The organism is Clostridium fessum, assembly GCF_003024715.1.
GTDB classification, from domain to species: Bacteria; Bacillota; Clostridia; order Lachnospirales; family Lachnospiraceae; genus Otoolea; species Otoolea fessa.
Genome location: NZ_PYLO01000004.1, coordinates 39471 through 56183, shown reverse-complemented (window position 1 = coordinate 56183; position 16713 = coordinate 39471). Strand labels below are relative to the sequence as shown.

Annotated in this window: 14 protein-coding genes; 2 read left to right on the top strand and 12 right to left on the bottom strand. The window is 47.0% G+C overall.

The genetic code is table 11. From position 1 onward, the window contains the following. Positions 1-612: 612 nt before the first annotated feature. The 8 genes from C7U56_RS11575 to C7U56_RS11535 all read right to left on the bottom strand — a co-directional run bounded on the left by C7U56_RS11575 (position 613) and on the right by C7U56_RS11535 (position 8861). Positions 613-1866 carry an RNA-binding domain-containing protein gene (locus C7U56_RS11575; RefSeq protein WP_107001346.1) on the bottom strand — a complete coding sequence of 418 codons (1254 nt, stop codon included), beginning with the start codon at positions 1864-1866 and terminating at the stop codon, positions 613-615. 425 nt (positions 1867-2291) lie between these two features. Then, positions 2292-3200, bottom strand: coding sequence for a radical SAM mobile pair protein B (locus C7U56_RS11570; RefSeq protein ID WP_107001345.1), 909 nt, complete (start codon positions 3198-3200; stop codon positions 2292-2294). Then, complete coding sequence (locus C7U56_RS11565) at positions 3188-3877, bottom strand: radical SAM mobile pair protein A (RefSeq protein ID WP_107001344.1); 690 nt, start codon at positions 3875-3877, stop codon at positions 3188-3190. Before C7U56_RS11565 ends, C7U56_RS11570 begins: the two co-directional genes overlap by 13 nt. Further along, positions 3874-4311: a radical SAM mobile pair system MarR family transcriptional regulator gene (locus C7U56_RS11560; RefSeq protein ID WP_107001343.1), complete on the bottom strand. Its 438-nt coding sequence runs from the start codon at positions 4309-4311 to the stop codon at positions 3874-3876. Before C7U56_RS11560 ends, C7U56_RS11565 begins: the two co-directional genes overlap by 4 nt. Before the next feature lie 120 nt (positions 4312-4431). Then, the gene (locus tag C7U56_RS11555; RefSeq protein WP_308630970.1) at positions 4432-4584 is read right to left on the bottom strand and encodes a winged helix-turn-helix transcriptional regulator; all 153 of its coding nucleotides are present in this window, start codon (positions 4582-4584) and stop codon (positions 4432-4434) included. 13 nt (positions 4585-4597) lie between these two features. Continuing rightward, the gene (locus C7U56_RS16345; protein WP_463668914.1) at positions 4598-4759 is read right to left on the bottom strand and encodes a hypothetical protein; all 162 of its coding nucleotides are present in this window, start codon (positions 4757-4759) and stop codon (positions 4598-4600) included. Positions 4760-4880: 121 nt separating this feature from the next. Then, positions 4881-5510: a Fic family protein gene (locus C7U56_RS11545; RefSeq protein ID WP_338108866.1), complete on the bottom strand. Its 630-nt coding sequence runs from the start codon at positions 5508-5510 to the stop codon at positions 4881-4883. Positions 5511-6014: 504 nt separating this feature from the next. Further along, a complete protein-coding gene (locus tag C7U56_RS11535; RefSeq protein ID WP_107001342.1) occupies positions 6015-8861 on the bottom strand; it encodes a translation factor GTPase family protein in 2847 nt (948 codons plus the stop codon). A gap of 355 nt (positions 8862-9216) precedes the next feature. Here C7U56_RS11535 and C7U56_RS11530 point away from each other — a divergent pair, with 355 nt between their 5' ends. Next, a complete protein-coding gene (locus C7U56_RS11530) occupies positions 9217-10587 on the top strand; it encodes an MATE family efflux transporter (RefSeq protein WP_107001341.1) in 1371 nt (456 codons plus the stop codon). A gap of 193 nt (positions 10588-10780) precedes the next feature. On the opposite strand, the gene C7U56_RS11525 is transcribed toward C7U56_RS11530, so the two are convergent. The 3 genes from C7U56_RS11525 to C7U56_RS11515 all read right to left on the bottom strand — a co-directional run bounded on the left by C7U56_RS11525 (position 10781) and on the right by C7U56_RS11515 (position 13979). Continuing rightward, complete coding sequence (locus C7U56_RS11525; RefSeq protein WP_107001340.1) at positions 10781-11623, bottom strand: DUF975 family protein; 843 nt, start codon at positions 11621-11623, stop codon at positions 10781-10783. Between the two features lie 276 nt (positions 11624-11899). Then, positions 11900-12544 (bottom strand): cytidylate kinase-like family protein, encoded by a 645-nt coding sequence (locus tag C7U56_RS11520; protein ID WP_107001503.1) that lies wholly within the window; start codon positions 12542-12544, stop codon positions 11900-11902. A gap of 145 nt (positions 12545-12689) precedes the next feature. Further along, positions 12690-13979 carry a galactokinase gene (locus tag C7U56_RS11515; RefSeq protein ID WP_107001339.1) on the bottom strand — a complete coding sequence of 430 codons (1290 nt, stop codon included), beginning with the start codon at positions 13977-13979 and terminating at the stop codon, positions 12690-12692. Positions 13980-14524: 545 nt separating this feature from the next. Here C7U56_RS11515 and mnmL point away from each other — a divergent pair. Next, entirely contained in the window at positions 14525-15463 is a 939-nt protein-coding gene (gene mnmL / locus C7U56_RS11510) for a tRNA modification radical SAM protein MnmL/YtqA (protein WP_107001338.1), read from the top strand. 2 nt (positions 15464-15465) lie between these two features. Here the strand turns inward: mnmL and C7U56_RS11505 are convergent, their stop codons facing one another. Then, entirely contained in the window at positions 15466-16566 is a 1101-nt protein-coding gene (locus C7U56_RS11505; protein WP_233430263.1) for a CapA family protein, read from the bottom strand. Positions 16567-16713 lie beyond the last annotated feature (147 nt).

The window sequence follows — 16713 nt, the reverse complement described above, 5'->3', positions numbered from 1 at the left end:
ACCTCGATTTCAAAATTTTTGTCACATCGAGACTCACTGGTGTAGTAGTGGTGTAGTAGCACCACCTTCAAGTTTGAAAAACCTTGATATTACAGAGGATTTTAGAGATTTCTGCAAATAATGCCGTGGCAAACCATGAGCACTTTTATTTTTTCTCGCATAGCTTGGTATAACCTCTATTTTCCTTGTATTTACAAGGGTTCTATCTATTTCTCCTTAGAACCCTATCTCGATATATCTTAGCATATTATTTCTTACTCTTAGTAGGTAAAAGCTGTACAAATGGCTGTAAATTTTACCACTCGTACAGCAGCCCTATTTTTTCTCCCAGTGTTATACCGCACTCACTCTTTTTGATGGTGTATAAATAAAGTTGACAGCCTATTCTCAAGGATTTCATAGTATAATCAAGAGAATAAGGAGGTGCCCAACTATGGCACGAAGTCAACGTAAGTACACCATTTGTAAACGCATAAGTTCCGCCGCAAATTATCCAGAAGTACAATCTCTCTCATGATTTGTGCAGGAAGCCATTGCACAATTAACTGCACCTAATGCAAATGAACCTTCTGCTTTTTTAATTTCCGAAACATTACTTTGGAAATTAAAGTCTTATCTAATGATATATTTTGTGCCTTTGCCTTTTCCTTCCACTGCAATCACACCTTTTTGACACATTTCTTTTAGCAGCTTTATTGTCTTTGATTTACCGAAAGGTACATATGGTGCAACTTCGCTGATTGGCTTCAACATCGTCTTGCTTAAAAGTTTATAGATCACGATTTCGTCTTCTGTCAGATCCGCATTTTTTTCAAATATCGGAAGCACAATTTCTATCGCATTTTCTGAAACTTCAAAATCCGGTTTTATCAAACTTTCTGCATACAGTTGTTTTATTCTTGTAATTCCCGTTCCGAATATCTCTACAAATCCCAATCTGTAAAATACATTGGCAAGATTTCTATTTCTTAAAACAGAAAGTTTACCAGACAGATATTCTTCCTCTGTGATTCCAGACGGCAATCCGCCAGGAGAAACTATTTCAATTCGATCATCAAACATCGAAACTCTGATTTGCGAATTCACGTCCCACACTCTATGAATCAGAGCATTGGCGATTGCTTCCCGGAAAGCAGCTTCCGGTACTTTTTCCATCTTCTTTCGATCAGCACCTTGTATTACTTCATATTGGTAATAGTCTCTGAATACATCGATTGCCTTTTCATAAACCTCTAAAACCGATATATTTTCAAAAGTCGATCTCTTTTGAATGATGCTGATATTTTCTCCAAATTTGACAATATCGATTCCCGGAAAATGATTTTTATCTGCCAAAAGCCCTGCTGCATTATTGAATCCATTTACATCGTCATATAAGTTCAATGTCTTCAGTGTGTCCTTATCAAAATTTTCAATCCGGACAGTCTCTTTCAGCTTACGATGTAAAATTTCAAAGGACAGCTCCTGATCTTTGCAAGGCAATTCTTCAAATCGAATATTTTTTCCATCCAATACAAGCCTTGAAAATTCCAGAGTATCTACCTCTATCGTTGCTGTATCATTCCGCTTGTATGCTTTCGATTTATATAGATACGGCTTCTGTAATCCGCTTTTCACAGTAAGCTTTATCGTCTGGTCATTATTCTGTACCTCAAGCGTATAATCCGGCTGCGGTGTAATGCTGTCATTGATTTTATTTTCAATATCCAAGCAGGCTTGTTTTACATCCGGCAAACCTTTTATATTTCCATCATCATCCACTCCAAAAAAGATGGTTCCGCCGTCATAATTTGAAAAAGCACTGACTGTTTTTAAAAAAGTGTTGGTAATCGTTTCCTTGAACTCTAATGTTCTTGTTTCACGCATATCAATCGCCTCCATTTCTGTCTTATATATTATATGCAGAAATGCGCAAAAAAGCAATCGTATTTTTTTACGATTGCTTTTTTGATTACTTTTTGTTGTGTGCTCATAAATAAACTTTCTTTCTATACTGATTGCCCAAAGATTCCTGAATTGGTGAAACAATGTTTTTCCAATTTGAGCATGAGTAAATGCCTTATAGTAAGTGCATTATCCTCTGCTTTTCCAAATGACTTTCCAATCTTTTGTGTGTATCGGCTAATTAAAAGTATTTATTTACAAAAATGCACAGCTCCCGATAAGCTAAGAACTGTGCATTTCTTTTTTCTTCAATTTTACAATTTCTCTATTTTTCAAACAAGAACTTCTCGCTTTCAAATGGCGATAAATAAATCTCTCCACCATCATCAGTTTAATTTTCGTTTAGATTAACGATTTCTTTTTCCTGTATTCTCTGTCCCTCGGATTTCCTCATGATAGAAATAATCTACGATCACCGGATGTCCCTGCGGGACTCTGCCATAAGGCATTTCATTATCCACAAAGGAACAATCATGCTTCTTAGCCATTTCCTCAGCTTTTACTTCAAGTGCTTTAAAGTAGCTGTGGTTATGCTTGTTATAGATCTCGTCGTAAAGTGGTACAAGATCAGGATATTTTCCGGCGATATAATCCATAATTGTCTTTTTGAAACCGCCTCGAAGATTGAGATTTTCGAGCCAGAACAGATCGCACTGATCCTTTACCCGCTCAAAGATTGCTTCAAAATCCGTGATACCGGGGAATACCGGGGATACGAAACAGACTGTACGGATACCTGATTCATATACCTGCTTCATAGCAGCGATACGGCGCTCAATGCTAGAAGCAGAGTCCATATCGTTCTTGAAATTTTCATCTAGTGTGTTGATCGACCATGAAACGGTTACTCGTCCAAGCTTCTTCAGCAGATCAATATCCCGTACCACAAGATCCGACTTTGTGCAGATCAGAATATCTGTGTCACTGCCGATCAGCTGCTCCAGAAGTTTTCTGGTATTCCCGAATTGCTCCTCCTGTGGATTGTAGCCATCTGTCACAGAACCGATGACCACCCGTTGTCCGGCATATTTCTTCGGATTCTTAATTTCCGGCCAATGCTTCACATCAAGGAAAGTGCCCCATTCCTCCTTGTGTCCGGTAAAGCGCTTCATAAAAGAAGCATAGCAATACTTGCAGGCGTGTGTACAGCCTACATATGGATTGACCGAGTAACCGCCTACAGGCAGACTGGACTTGGTCATGATGTTCTTTGTTTCCACCTCACGAATGAGGATTCCATTTATTACTTCTGCCATGATCTCTGTCCCTCCAACACTTTATTGAATTCATCCGGCATTTCCTGAATCATATTTTCATTCCCTATGATAGGGACAAGAGCTTCCTTCATAAATACCGGAATGTCAAGCACATGCGCCTGATCTGCCAGAGACCATGCCCACTCCGGCTCCGTATGAACCTTCCTGCTCTGAACTCCAGTCATGGTGCCGACAACGATCCAGTTGATCCCGGAAAGATCAACTGAACCTGGATTGTCGAATAGCGGCTCAAAGGTAACATGATAGTGTTTTGCTCTGACATTTTCCCGTAGTGCGTCAATACGCCACAGTTCTGCTTTTCTCGTCACCGTAACACCAAACCATGCGTTTTCCAAATCTGTATCAAAATCCAGCAGATCTGGTCGCTTTGTAAGGAACAGGAACTGATGCTGTGGATTTTCACGGATTTTTTCAAATACCTCGTTTCTCCATTCTGACTTCCAGCCGGAAAGATCGCTCATGCCGGTAATAAGAAAGTTCTGCGGACGTTTCTTTTCCATCATCTTGAGCTTACCCGGAAAGAATTCAGGGTCAGCAAAGTCATCAATCATATGCCAGCGTTTCACATTATTGCGGGCATAGCAATATGCACACCCCACTGTACATCCGATGACGATATTCATGTTTTGAATCTGATCTTTGATACAAATACTCATGATTTCTGCCACTCCTCAAGATTCTTTCTGATGCGGTCGAGGTATTCCTCAAACTGGGTAATTTCTTCCTCCGAAAAACCTTTGTAGTAAATACTGCCCATTTTATCAGATACAGAATCGTATTCGTCCTTTAAGGCATGTGCTTTTTCAGTCAGAAACAGGAGTGTTTTCCTTTTGTCCGTTTCAGACTGAATGCGTCTTATCAGCCCTTGATTTTCCATTCTTTCCAGCATCGTAGTAAGAGAAGTTATCGCTAATCCACATTTAATCGAGAGTGACCTGATAGAGATTCCATCTTCCTGCCACAGTACATAAAGAATACGCCCTTGGGCTCCGTTAAACGCATCAATATTCTTTTCGCTGAGAATCTTCTCAAAGATTCGATCTCCAAGTTGTTTTATTTTGGTAACAAGAAATCCGCCATTCATTTTCATACAAAAACTCCTATATAGTATTTTATCAAATAATACTATATAGGAGTTTTACTGTCAACAGTTTGTATGTCTAAGTAGAAGTAAATTCCGATTGTTCGAGCTTTTCAAATACTAACGTACTTAATTCTGTTCAATAAGTGATTTATAGTAGTTACCAAAGTCAGCAAGTGAATTAACAATTGGAAGCATTTTTGTTCCGAGTTCCGTTAATCCGTATTCAACTCTCGGTGGCTGCTCATGGTAATCGTGGCGATATGCCAGTCCATCACTCATCATTTGTCTTAAACTATCTGTCAAAACCTTTTGTGAAATACCATTTGACCTCCTGCCTTACAGTTCCAATCTTGTAGTACTTTCCCTCATACTCAAGTACATCACCAAAGAGTGCCGGAGTTGTTGTTATCTCCTTAACTCCTGTGACAAATACCTGAGATATTGTTTTCATCATCGACCAGCCATGATCAATGCCGATTACTTCTAATCTGTTATCTGCGATACTGACTTGGATTTTCGGTTTTGATATAACAGCGCTGCCTTATCCCACCGCTAAATTGGTATAAAAATAAGAACTAAATTAGTGCTAACCCCTTGATTTTACTGGGTTTCTCTAACTTTGTCCTTATTATAACATCATCATCCTGGAACGGATGAATCCGCTCAAACTTCACATGAAAGTCCAGAATGTCCTCAAAGGTCTTTTCTTCTTTGGCATTATATTCCGTCAGCAATACCTTCATTTTATCGGCAACTTCTTCCGGAAGGGCGGTATCCATACCGCCGACTTCATTCGGAAGTTTCTTATAATCGCCAACCGCATACCAATCTTTTCTGGAATCGCTGGTGCCGTTCTTCAAAACCAAGTGAAGCTCTTTGATGAACTTTTCCGTCAGAGCTGCTTTTGCATGATCAATGATCATGTCAATGCAGCAGAAGTGATTTGCTGTTTCAATCACGTCATCCACGTTCAGCACTTCTTTTTCTACACCGATAGTATTGGTTTCAAAGATATACCGGGTCTGATCGTGGGTCAGTCGGCTTCCTTCTATATGGTTGGAATAGTATGTCAAATCAATCTGTGTTTTGTGGTAGATCTCGCCGGAGTATTTACTTGCCTTCTGCTTTTTCAGAATATCCAACAGTGTAACACTTTTCGCCGACACAGGAAATGCGATTTCTGGATACAGAACGCCGGACTCCATCGAAAATGAAGTCCGGCAAGGTATTATCTATATACGGTTTCTCTTCAATTTTTTGAAACTTGCTTTTAAGGAGTATATACAGTTTATGATCCAGATGCAGGGCAAATCTGAAAAGCAGCGGTGACAAAACTGAGAGCATGCTTCTCATACAAAGGCATCTGACTCCTATCAGACCCAACCTTAAATATCCTATTAACATCCGCCCAAAGAGAAACAGGGATTTCATGTATCGAGCAGCTCAAATCTCATCCCTATTATATTTCTTAACGTGACCGATGTGCATTCTGTCTTTTCGTCATACCTTAAAATATTTTTGCAGCACATGTGAGTATTTTCCTTGTAATGTACAATGCAGATTTTTCTGCATATTCCCTTAACTGAACCATGCTTTCCGCCATCGAAACCGGCAGCCCGAGTGCAGCGGCAGCAGAACTGATAGAATTTATGCATAAGGATCTGATTCATGCCTTCGAGTAATCTATACGAAAATCCGCTTTTTATACATTACTCGTCCTTCTTTACCTGCCGCAGCACCTCCTCCGGCACCGAATCCAGCAGATAATTTTTATGTCCGCTATGCGGTCGGTTGGTATGCTCACGTGTCTGATTCTTCACACGATCTACCTCTTCCTCAAAATCCCGCGCCGAATACAGCCCGCAGCCCTGCCCACGGATGATGATCTGTTCCAGACGGTCGGAGGTTGCTACCATCACCGTATATTTCCGCCCATTTTCATGGGCAAATTTCTCGATATACTGGTCAGCTGTCTCCGCCTCTTTCGTAAAGACTACATGAATGTTATGGTAATCCGTCACCTCCGTCCGGTGTCCCTGCACCCGGTAGGCGTCGAACACCGCTATCACCTCGATACCGCGGCTTCCCTGATAATCGCAGAGAATATCCAGCAGCTTACCACGGGCGCTATCAATGTTGATCTTCGCCAGCTCATTTAACTCATCCCAGGAGAAAATAATGTTGTAGCCATCTACCAGCAAGTATTCCCGTACCGCCGATGCCATTTTCCCTTTGGAGCCGCCGGTTCTGCTGCCCGCTCCGCCACTTTCCGGCGCTTTGCCTGCATGTTCCAATTTTCCTGCATTTCCAGCCACAGAACTTCCCGATTTTCCTTCACTTCCAGATGCCAAAGTTTCAGCTGTCCCGACTTTCGAATCGCTCTTCTGTCTCACCGCTTCCTGCCTCCGCGCCGTCTCTCCGTACACTCCGGCACCATAGGTTTCCGCCGGGCGTTTGCTCTTTCCGCCCCACCGGCGTTTTCCGCCGTCTTCCTTTTTATTTGCATGGTAGGTGCGAGCGAGAATCGCATCGACCTCGTCCGTTCCGATCCACATTTCTTCCGAAGCGCCGCCGCCCTGTCCATCCGAGGAGCGCGCACCCAGCTCAGGGATCGCATCCATCCGCCGTTTTCCATTGGAATCGCCCAGGCAGCTTTCCAGATGCATATAGTCTTTGACCTCATCCCAGTTGACGACAAATCCCGCTCCGTGCGTACAGAAAACAGATCCGCTCGGGTTTGCCAAATCCGCATCCGGATCATACCCAGCTGCCACAATGATTTCTTCTTCATTGTGGCATGGTCCGTAGCCATCAAGCGTGCAGATCATCTGTCCCAATCCGCCCGTGTACGCCGTCACCTCCGTCTGATATCCATCGAGTGCCGATACCGGGGCACGTCCGGTTAATATTGCCTGCCCGTCCTCCAGCGCCGGTCCCTCAAAGACGGCAAACCGCCGCTCCAGATCGGTCATTGCACGTCCCACCATCTTGTCCGGTATCGTCAGGTGAAAGGCATAAAATGGTTCCAACAGCACCGAATGCGCCTGCATCAGTCCCTGACGGACCGCCCGGTACACGGACTGTCGGAAATCGCCGCCTTCTGTATGTTTCACATGGGCGCGTCCCGATTTCAGCGTAATTTTCATATCCGTGATCGGTGCCCCAATCAGAACACCCCGGTGTACCTTTTCTTCCAGATGCGTCAGCACCAGCCGCTGCCAGTTTTTACTTAAAATATCTTCACTGCAATCGGTATCAAACACCAGCCCGCTGCCCGGTTCTCCCGGCTCCAGAAGCAGATGTACCTCCGCATAATGGCGGAGCGGCTCAAAATGACCGACGCCCTCCACCGTATCGGTGATAGTCTCTTTGTATACAATACTGCGTCCGCCAAAGCGCACCTCGACTCCAAACCGCTCCGCAATCAGGCTTTTTAAGATCTCCATCTGGATCTCGCCCATGATCTGGGCGTGGATCTCCTTTTTCTCCTCTTCCCACACGATATGCAGCTCCGGCTCTTCCTCCTCCAGCTGCAGAAGCTTCGGAAGCATAGCCGCCGCATCTACATCATACGGAAGTTCCACCCGGTAGGTAAGAACCGGCTCCAGCACTGGTTCTGCTCCCATCTCACAGCTTCCCAGCCCCTCGCCCGGTTTCGTGTGCAAAAGTCCCGTCGCCGCACAGATCATGCCCGCCGGTGCCTCGCTCACCGCCTCATACTTATCGCCTGAATACAAGCGGAGCTGATTTACCTTTTCCTCGCCGATCCGGTCTTTGACATGCAGCACGCCGCCCGTGATCTTCATATAAGTCAGGCGTTCGCCCTGGCTGTCGCGCACAATTTTAAATATTTTCGCCCCAAATTCGTCCGGATACACTGGTTCCAGCGTATATTCTTCCAAACTGCGCATAAATTCTTCCACGCCCGTATTTTTGAGCGCCGAACCAAAATAACACGGAAACAGATCCCGGCTGGCAATCCGGCTGCGGATCGCATCTTTAGACACCTGTCCCGTCTCCAGAAATTCCTCCAATTCCGCTTCGCCGCTGACTGCTACCTCTTCATAGAAACTTTCCGTCCCGTCCGCACCAAAATCAACGAAGTTGCCGCCCAGCGACTCTTTTAGGTCGCGCAGGATCTCCTGTTCCCGTCCCGGCGCCAGATCCATTTTATTGATAAAAAGGAACGCCGGAATCTGGTAGCGCGCCAGCAGCCGCCACAGCGTCCTTGTATGTCCCTGCACGCCGTCTGAACCGCTGATAACCAGCACCGCATAGTCCAGCACCTGAAGCACCCGCTCCATTTCCGCTGAAAAATCCACATGTCCCGGCGTGTCCAAGAGCGTCACATCCATATCATCCCATGCAAGCCGCGCCTGCTTGGAAAAAATCGTGATTCCGCGCTTTTTCTCCAATTCATATGTGTCCAGGAACGCATCGCCCTTGTCCACCCGCCCCAGATGGCGGATCATGCCACCCGCATAGAGCATCGCCTCTGATAATGTTGTCTTCCCCGCATCTACGTGCGCCAGGATTCCCACCGCCAGTCTCTTCATGTATGTTACCCTCATTTCCGTTCTATATGAAAAAGAATGTGCCTTGGCACATTCGGGCGTCTCGCGCGGTCGCTTGCGACATGTTTCTGCTTCGCGCGAGTGCGCATCCTCGCGAAGCGTTTTTTGTTTCATAGGACGTAATTTCCTATGAAATAAAAATCACTCTACCCGTTATGATACCATGTATGTCACTGATTGTAAAATACCGCGTGCTGACCAGCCCGCTTCTATATCACAAAAAAAGTGCCTCTATTTTTCTTTTTTTCGTGATTTTTCGGATTGCCAATTTTATATATTTCTTATAAAATCTACTCTCAGAGTTTTATAATCGTTTTTTAGAAAGGATGGTTTTTCCATGAGCCGCTCTTCGCAACGCTCTACCATAAAAGATATGACAAACGGGAGCCCGGCAAAGCTGATTCTGGGCTTTGCGGTTCCGATGCTGATGGGACTTCTGTTCCAGCAGTTTTACAGCATGGTCGATACGATCATTGTTGGAAAATTTCTCGGTGTCGATGCACTGGCTTCGGTCGGTTCCACCTCCGCCATCAACTTTATGATTAACGGTTTCGTCATCGGCGTCTGCACCGGGTTTTCCATTCCGGTTGCACAGCGGTTCGGCGCACAGGATTACAAGGACATGCGCCGTTTCGTCGCTAATGCCGGATGGATCGCCTCCTGTTTTGCCGTGATCATGACCGTGATCGTCTGCCTGATGACACGCCAGATTCTCGTCTGGATGCAGACGCCGGACAATATCATTGACGGCGCGTACAGCTACATTTTCTTCGTATTCGCCGGTATCCCGGCAACCTACCTGTACAATACGCTGGCGGGCATCATCCGTGCGCTCGGCGACTCCAAAACGCCGGTCTATTTCCTGATTTTATCCAGCCTTTTAAACATTGCGCTGGATCTGCTTTTCATCGTACAGATCGGAACCGGCACCGCCGGAGCTGCCTATGCAACTGTTATCTCTCAGGCAGTATCCGGTATTCTCTGCCTGATCTATATGAAGAAAAAATTTGAAATCCTGCATATGCACCATGAGGAAACGCGCATCAGCGGCAGACACATTTACATTCTCTGCAAAATGGGTGTGCCGATGGGACTCCAGTATTCGATTACCGCGATCGGCTCGGTTGTCATCCAGACTGCCATCAACTCCCTAGGTTCCATCGCGGTTGCCTCCGTCACCGCAGGTCAGAAGATCGGCATGTTCTTCTGCTGCCCGTTTGACGCGCTGGGCGGCACGATGGCAACCTACGCCGGACAGAACGCCGGTGCCGGAAAGGTAGACCGCATCCGCCAGGGCGTCCGGTCCGCGACTCTCATCGGCGGCATCTACTCCATTGCGGCGTGCATCGTGCTGACCGTGTTTGGCGGCGTGATTCCGCTTCTCTTCGTCGATGCCTCGGAAACAGTTGTAATCCATCAGGCGCACCTGTTCCTGACCTTCAACTCCCTGTTCTACATACCTCTGACAATCGTCAATGTATGGCGTTTCACGATTCAGGGAATGGGCTACAGCCTGCTCGCCATCCTGGCAGGTGTCTGCGAAATGATCGCCCGCGCCATGGTCGGCTTCCTGCTGGTACCGATCTTTGGCTACATCATCATCTGTTTTGCCTCGCCGCTTGCATGGCTGCTCGCCGATGCATTTCTGATTCCGGCATTCTTCTATTGCCAGAAACATTTGCTGTCTGAGAAAGCACGGATGGACTAAAACAAAATAAATAATACAACTCAAAAAAACTCCTCAGAAAGCTTTCATTTTGACCACTTTCTGAGGAAATTTTTGATTACAGATTCTTATTTTGGGCTTTCGCCAATTTGATTTTCAAAGATTTTTATTGTTCCGTCTATTCTTACACAAGCACAGTTCTATGCAAATGATTTCATTTTTGTACAGACAGAGTTCACGCATTTTCACTTTCCTCCGGCTCATTCTCACTCCACTTATCCCGCATTTCTATCTCTTCTATTTCCCTCTTCTCATCCCGCACGTCCCTATAAAATGCCGCAAATGCCGCCTCCTCATATGGGCGCAGAAACAGATAGCCAATATTGAGCGGTCCCATCAGCCCTACCAGAAACAGCACGGTCACACCGCTGAGCCTTCCCTGTGTATACAAAAGAACCGCTGGTATTATATATTGAATGCTGCAGATCAGCCGCCAGCCGATAAAGCTAAAGGTCAGGCAGAATAAATTCCATTTTTTCCCATCCATCAGGCGGCGCGACTCGGTGATCGCCTCGTTGGCGGAATATTCTGGATGTTCCATCAGCACATATGGTGTCATCGCATAGCTGTACGTCTTTATGAAACCCGGAACGAAAAACAGGCAGGTCCAGCAAAATATATAAAAGCCGCGCACAAATACCATCGCCACGCCATCTGTGATCCGCGAAAACTGGGAAAATAAATCAGAAAAGGATGCTTCCTTTTTCTCTGCCAGATTCAGATGGAAACGGGCGTATCCCATCTGCCCCGCACCTCCAATAATAACCACCATCAAGCCCCAGATAAGCAAAAGCACCAAGGGCAGAAGCATGCTGCGCATCAGAAATACCTGCGTCAGCACATTCTTCACTTCCGGTCGTGCCTGTATCACTTTTTGCAGCTCTGATATTCCATTTGGCGCCGTATCGGCAATCTCCGCACCAATCAGGGACGCTGCTAATCCCGTTCCCATCGCAAGTTTCCAGTTTCCGCGCAGTGTCTCACGCGCCATTTGCCTAAATTCAGATGCACTTCTCATGCTTTTGCCCCCTTTCTTTCTGAAATCATTGTATCATTTTTCCATTTTGACCGTCAATATGCCACTTCAAACCGTAAATAATTTGTAATAAGCTCGTAATGATTCTACTGTCGTCAAAGGAAAATTCAGAATGCCGGAATCACTCTCCCAGCATTCTGGGAGCTGATTGAGCTGGCGATCCGCTGGCACTTCTCATCTTCCAAATCTGCCCTGCTTCCTACAATCTTCAACTGAAATTTTTAGCCTGCATCACAGACAGGTTGTTTTCATTTTTCCCTACTTCATATACCCGCGCAGCTTCACATATTCCTTGATCAGCTCCGCCGTCTCGTCCAGTCCGAGGCGGGTCGTATTGATCGGAAGATCGTAGTTCTTCATATTTTTCCAGTCATTTCCGGTAAAATATTTATAATAATTCTTCCGCTCATTCTCAATCTTCCGGATGCGCTTCTTCGCTCTTTCTTCACTGATGCAGTCTACTTCCATAACGCGCTGCACGCGGCGCACACGGTCGGCATAGACAAAGATGCGGATCAGATTTTCGATCTCCTCGTCCTGATCCAGCACATAGCCAGCCGCACGACCTACAAATACGCACGGTTCCTGTTCTGCCAGCTCCCGCATCACCATCGCCTGGAATTTAAACAGGTTATCCGGCGATGTCACATCGCCTTTCAGGGACGGCTTTCCGAACACATCTGCCTTCTTCGCGCCAGTCAGACGGTGAAGCAGGTTGTTTCCCGCTTTCTCATCCGCTAAACGGAAAAATTCCTCTCCAACCGCACTCTTCTCCGACGCCATCTTTAAGATCTCATCGTCGTAGAAATGAAGCCCCAGCTCCTCTGCCAGCTTGCGTCCCACAATACGTCCTCCGCTTCCGTACTCCCTCTCGATTGTGATAATCAGATTTTTATTTCCCATAAACTCCACCGCCTTTCTATGTCCCAGTTTTATCTGCAAAACAGCCTGTCTTTTGTCTATGCAAATCTCCATGCCGTTTTCTTATTTGCATCTCTTTCTGCACATCACTTTTTGACACATCTTTCATTCCGTCCGGAATTTTTCTTTAGATGCGATCGCTCACACAGATCGCGCCGTGCGGACGGATACTCATGCGATATACATTTCCCTTACCGGTCGCATTTTCAATGTATTCTGTATACTCGTCCACCAGATCATTCGGAATCATCGCCATGATGACACCGGCAAATCCGCCGCCATGAACCCGGCACGCGCCGCGTCCTTTTTTCGCAATAAACAGCTCTGTCAGCGCCAGTGCAATGCTGATGCCCTGCTCCTGCACGTCTGCAGTCGTGTATACATTCTGAAGCCATTTCCAGGAAGAATTGCCCGAAGCTGTGATTCCCTCCAAAAAGGCAGCAAAATCATTTTCCCGAAGGGCCTTTACTTCCTGCTCCACTCTCTTATTTTCCTCAAAGAAATGGAACGCACGCATCACGGAACGATCTCCCGCAAATGCACGCACTTTCGCCAGGTTTGCGATCACCTCTTCCTCGGAAATCTCCGCGCAGACCTCTTTGCCAAAGTACTGCGCTACTTTTTTCATCTCGTTTGGAACGGAAGAATAATCTGCGCTCAGATCCGCGTGGCCTTTTCCCGTATTTACAATCATCAGGCTGTGATCCTGCGCGCCGAAATCAAAATCAATCTTCTCCACAACCGGCGCTTCCGGATTTTTAAAATCGATCGTAATCAGACCGCCGACCGCGCATGCCATCTGATCGAGCAGACCCGACGCCTTGTTCCAGAACTTGTTTTCTGCATATTTTCCGATGTGGGCGTAGGTGACAACATCCATCTTTTCCTCGTTAAACATCGTATTTAACATAGAGCAGATCAGCATCTCATAGGAAGCCGAAGAACTGACGCCCGCCGCGCTGATAACATTGCTGGTAATGTATGCGTCAAATCCGCCGACCTTGTATCCTCTCTCCTCAAAGCCCTTTAAAATGCCCTTTGTCAGGTCGATGGTGCCGCTCATACCCGTGCTCGGTTTCAGGTCGCTTAAATGGATGCTGAAATTTTGATGAAATGTCTCACTTAATATGCGGATCGTGTCGGTTCCGTTCGGTGCCGCCGCTCCGACGCAGTCCAGGTTGATGCTGCCCGCCAGCACCTTGCCATGATTGTGATCGGTGTGGTTGCCGCTGATCTCCGTCCGTCCCGGGGAAGTAAACAGCTTGATATCACGTTCCCCATATGTTTTCTCAAAGCGCTCTGCCACATAGCGGTAACGCGCCCGGTTCTCCTCCGCTTTCTCTGCCCCGTATAATTCTGCCATCAGCACTTTCGTTTTCTCAGATTCCAGCTGTTTCAGTGTTTCTTTGACTGACATATCCCTTCTCCTTTTCCCCAAATTGTTTGTTACTGTTCACGCATACGTGCCCAGTAACGGAATTTGCCGTGGCTTCGCATTTTAATACGGCAAATTCCTGCTGCCACCACGTTTTCTTACGGCACTTTCGGTTCCAAAAGTGCCTACCCGGGAACATTAACAATTGTTCCCTTTATATGATTATGATTTCAGATATTTTGATTCAATCTGACTTCTTGTATGTATTATATCATAACTCACGAACCCGCGCTATCGCGCTCTACCGCCCTGCTTCGCATGGCTGTTCGTTCGTTAATGGCGCAAGAAAAGAATATGTCTGCTTCGCAGCCGCATTCTTTTCTTCTGCGCTCATTATATCATTTTCCTCAAAATGCCTCAATACGATATTCTTTCGTGTATTTACAAAATGCTGTGGTTCTGGTAAGCTTTCATTTATATAGTAAAACACAGGAGTCCGTATGAAGCAAACCACTCAAACATACCTATCATTACCCGAAACATTCCATCCTGCATCCACCGCCTCCGGCAAACACCCGGATTCCTCCATGCCCCGCTGCTACTCCGACGGTCGTCCCTACTATTCGTTAAACGCATGGCTGAAAGACCAATTTGGGCAGAAAATCTACAAGCTGGCGCTCGACGGCGGCATGACCTGTCCCAACCGGGACGGTACGCTGGGAACGGGCGGCTGCATTTTCTGCAGCCACGGCGGTTCCGGCGATTTTGCAGAGCCGGCTCACACCTCCGTGACCGAACAGATCGAAGCGGCAAAGGCGCGTGTCGCAAATAAAATAAAGGGTGGAAAATATGTCGCATATTTCCAGTCCTACACAAATACCTATGCGCCTGTCTCCTATCTGGAGCCGCTTTTTTCCGAAGCAATCGCCCACCCGGACGTGGCTGCCCTGTCCATCGGAACCCGCCCGGACTGCCTGCCGCCGGATGTCCTGGAGCTTCTCGCCCGCTTAAACCGTCGAAAACCGGTCTGGGTGGAACTGGGACTTCAGACCATCCATGAGGAAAGTGCCACGCGCATCCAGCGCGGTTATTCCCTCCCGGTCTTTGAAAATGCCGTCCGTGAACTGAAAGCCGCCGGTCTGACCGTCATCGTCCATGTCATTCTGGGGCTGCCTGATGAAACAAAAGCCCAGATGCTCGATACCGTCCGCTATCTGGCCGATTTCCAGCCTGCCATCGACGGCATCAAACTTCAGCTTCTCCACATTTTACGCGGCACGAAGCTGGCAGAGCTCTACGAACAGGCACCTTTTCCGGTCTTTTCAATGGACGAATACATTGAGCTGCTGATCGAATGTATCCGCCTGCTGCCGCCCGATATGGTCATCCACCGGATCAGCGGCGATGGACCGAAAAAATTGCTGGTCGCACCGGAATGGAGTGGAAATAAGCGGACGTTTTTGAATGCGTTTTCCAAGGCACTGCGGGAAAGCGGGTGTTTTCAGGGGCAGGATTTCACGAATTGATTTTACTGCACCTGCACCTTTCCATTCTCATCAATCTGCACGCCGTCCGAAATCCCCTGTATCTTCTGGTAAAACGCCTCTTTCTTCCCCACGTCCAGCTCTCTCGTATATCCGGCAGATGAAGTTGCAGGCACAATTGAAAGCGCCGTCTCTCCCTGTGCATCTACCGACGCCTGCACCAGCATTGTCTCCGGAATCGAACTTCCGAACACAAAATTTCCCAGACTGTACAAAATCCATTTTCCATGATACAACTCAATCCCCTGCAGCACATGTGGATGGCTGCCAACCACCAGATCAGCGCCCGCGTCGATGTACTGATGTCCCATCTCCCGCTGGTACGCCTCTGGCTGCGTGTTCCGCTCGATACCCCAGTGGACATAGACAACCAGATAATCACACTCTTTCTTTACCTTCTGGATCTCCTGCACGACCGAAGCCGTGTCATACGCCGAAAACATGCCCGGATGCGACGATCCTGCCGCCCATCCGCCCGTCGGAAAGACGCGCGACGCGCCCAGAAAACCAATCTTTTTTCCATTTTTCTCAATGATCTGCGGCTGTTTCGCCTCTTCCAGATTTTTTCCCGCCCCAACATGCAAAATCCCGGCACTGTCCAGCGTATCGCACGTGTCCAGCAGTGCGTCCGTGCCGTAATCTAGCGCATGGTTGTTCGCCACCGTCACGATGTCTGGTCCGATCTCCTGTAAAATAGACACGCGGGACGGCGATACCCGGAACGTAAACTGTTTATCCGCCGCCTGTGTTCCCCGGTCGCTAAACGGAAATTCCAGGTTTGCCATAAAAATATCAGACTCCGCGATCGTCTCCCGCAAACTTTCTCCGAGGACGCCACCGATACCTCCCACACGGTCGTAGGCATTTAAAACATGGTTGGAAAAATAGATATCTCCGGCAAACAGAAGCGAACACTCATTTGAATCATTTTCTCCCGGTTCTGACTCAAGTTTGCCAGATTCGTCCTGCCCCTGCATTTCCACCCCCAGTTCCGCGCCATCTACCTGTTCTGACTCCACCTGCCCGTCTATATCTGTTTCCGGATCAAGCGTTTCTTCCGATACCGTTTTGTCTTTTGGCTCCAATGAGATTGTCTCTTTCCATATGGAACCTCCCGCCTGGCATCCGCCAAGCAAAAGCGCCATTCCTGCCAAAATTGTCAAATTTCCAATTCTAGATAAAAGAAATGCCGTCCGGTATCTGAACGGCATTTTCGTGCATTTACTAAAAAA

Bases quoted from the DNA above. Each gene is read 5' to 3' on its own strand.
- C7U56_RS11575 (WP_107001346.1), bottom strand. From the start codon at position 1,866: ATGCGTGAAACAAGAACATTAGAGTTCAAGGAAACGATTACCAACACT.
- C7U56_RS11570 (WP_107001345.1), bottom strand. From the start codon at position 3,200: ATGGCAGAAGTAATAAATGGAATCCTCATTCGTGAGGTGGAAACAAAG.
- C7U56_RS11565 (WP_107001344.1), bottom strand. From the start codon at position 3,877: ATGAGTATTTGTATCAAAGATCAGATTCAAAACATGAATATCGTCATC.
- C7U56_RS11560 (WP_107001343.1), bottom strand. From the start codon at position 4,311: ATGAAAATGAATGGCGGATTTCTTGTTACCAAAATAAAACAACTTGGA.
- C7U56_RS11555 (WP_308630970.1), bottom strand. From the start codon at position 4,584: ATGAGTGATGGACTGGCATATCGCCACGATTACCATGAGCAGCCACCG.
- C7U56_RS16345 (WP_463668914.1), bottom strand. From the start codon at position 4,759: ATGATGAAAACAATATCTCAGGTATTTGTCACAGGAGTTAAGGAGATA.
- C7U56_RS11545 (WP_338108866.1), bottom strand. From the start codon at position 5,510: ATGGAGTCCGGCGTTCTGTATCCAGAAATCGCATTTCCTGTGTCGGCG.
- C7U56_RS11535 (WP_107001342.1), bottom strand. From the start codon at position 8,861: ATGAAGAGACTGGCGGTGGGAATCCTGGCGCACGTAGATGCGGGGAAG.
- C7U56_RS11530 (WP_107001341.1), top strand. From the start codon at position 9,217: ATGAGCCGCTCTTCGCAACGCTCTACCATAAAAGATATGACAAACGGG.
- C7U56_RS11525 (WP_107001340.1), bottom strand. From the start codon at position 11,623: ATGAGAAGTGCATCTGAATTTAGGCAAATGGCGCGTGAGACACTGCGC.
- C7U56_RS11520 (WP_107001503.1), bottom strand. From the start codon at position 12,544: ATGGGAAATAAAAATCTGATTATCACAATCGAGAGGGAGTACGGAAGC.
- C7U56_RS11515 (WP_107001339.1), bottom strand. From the start codon at position 13,979: ATGTCAGTCAAAGAAACACTGAAACAGCTGGAATCTGAGAAAACGAAA.
- mnmL (WP_107001338.1), top strand. From the start codon at position 14,525: ATGCCCCGCTGCTACTCCGACGGTCGTCCCTACTATTCGTTAAACGCA.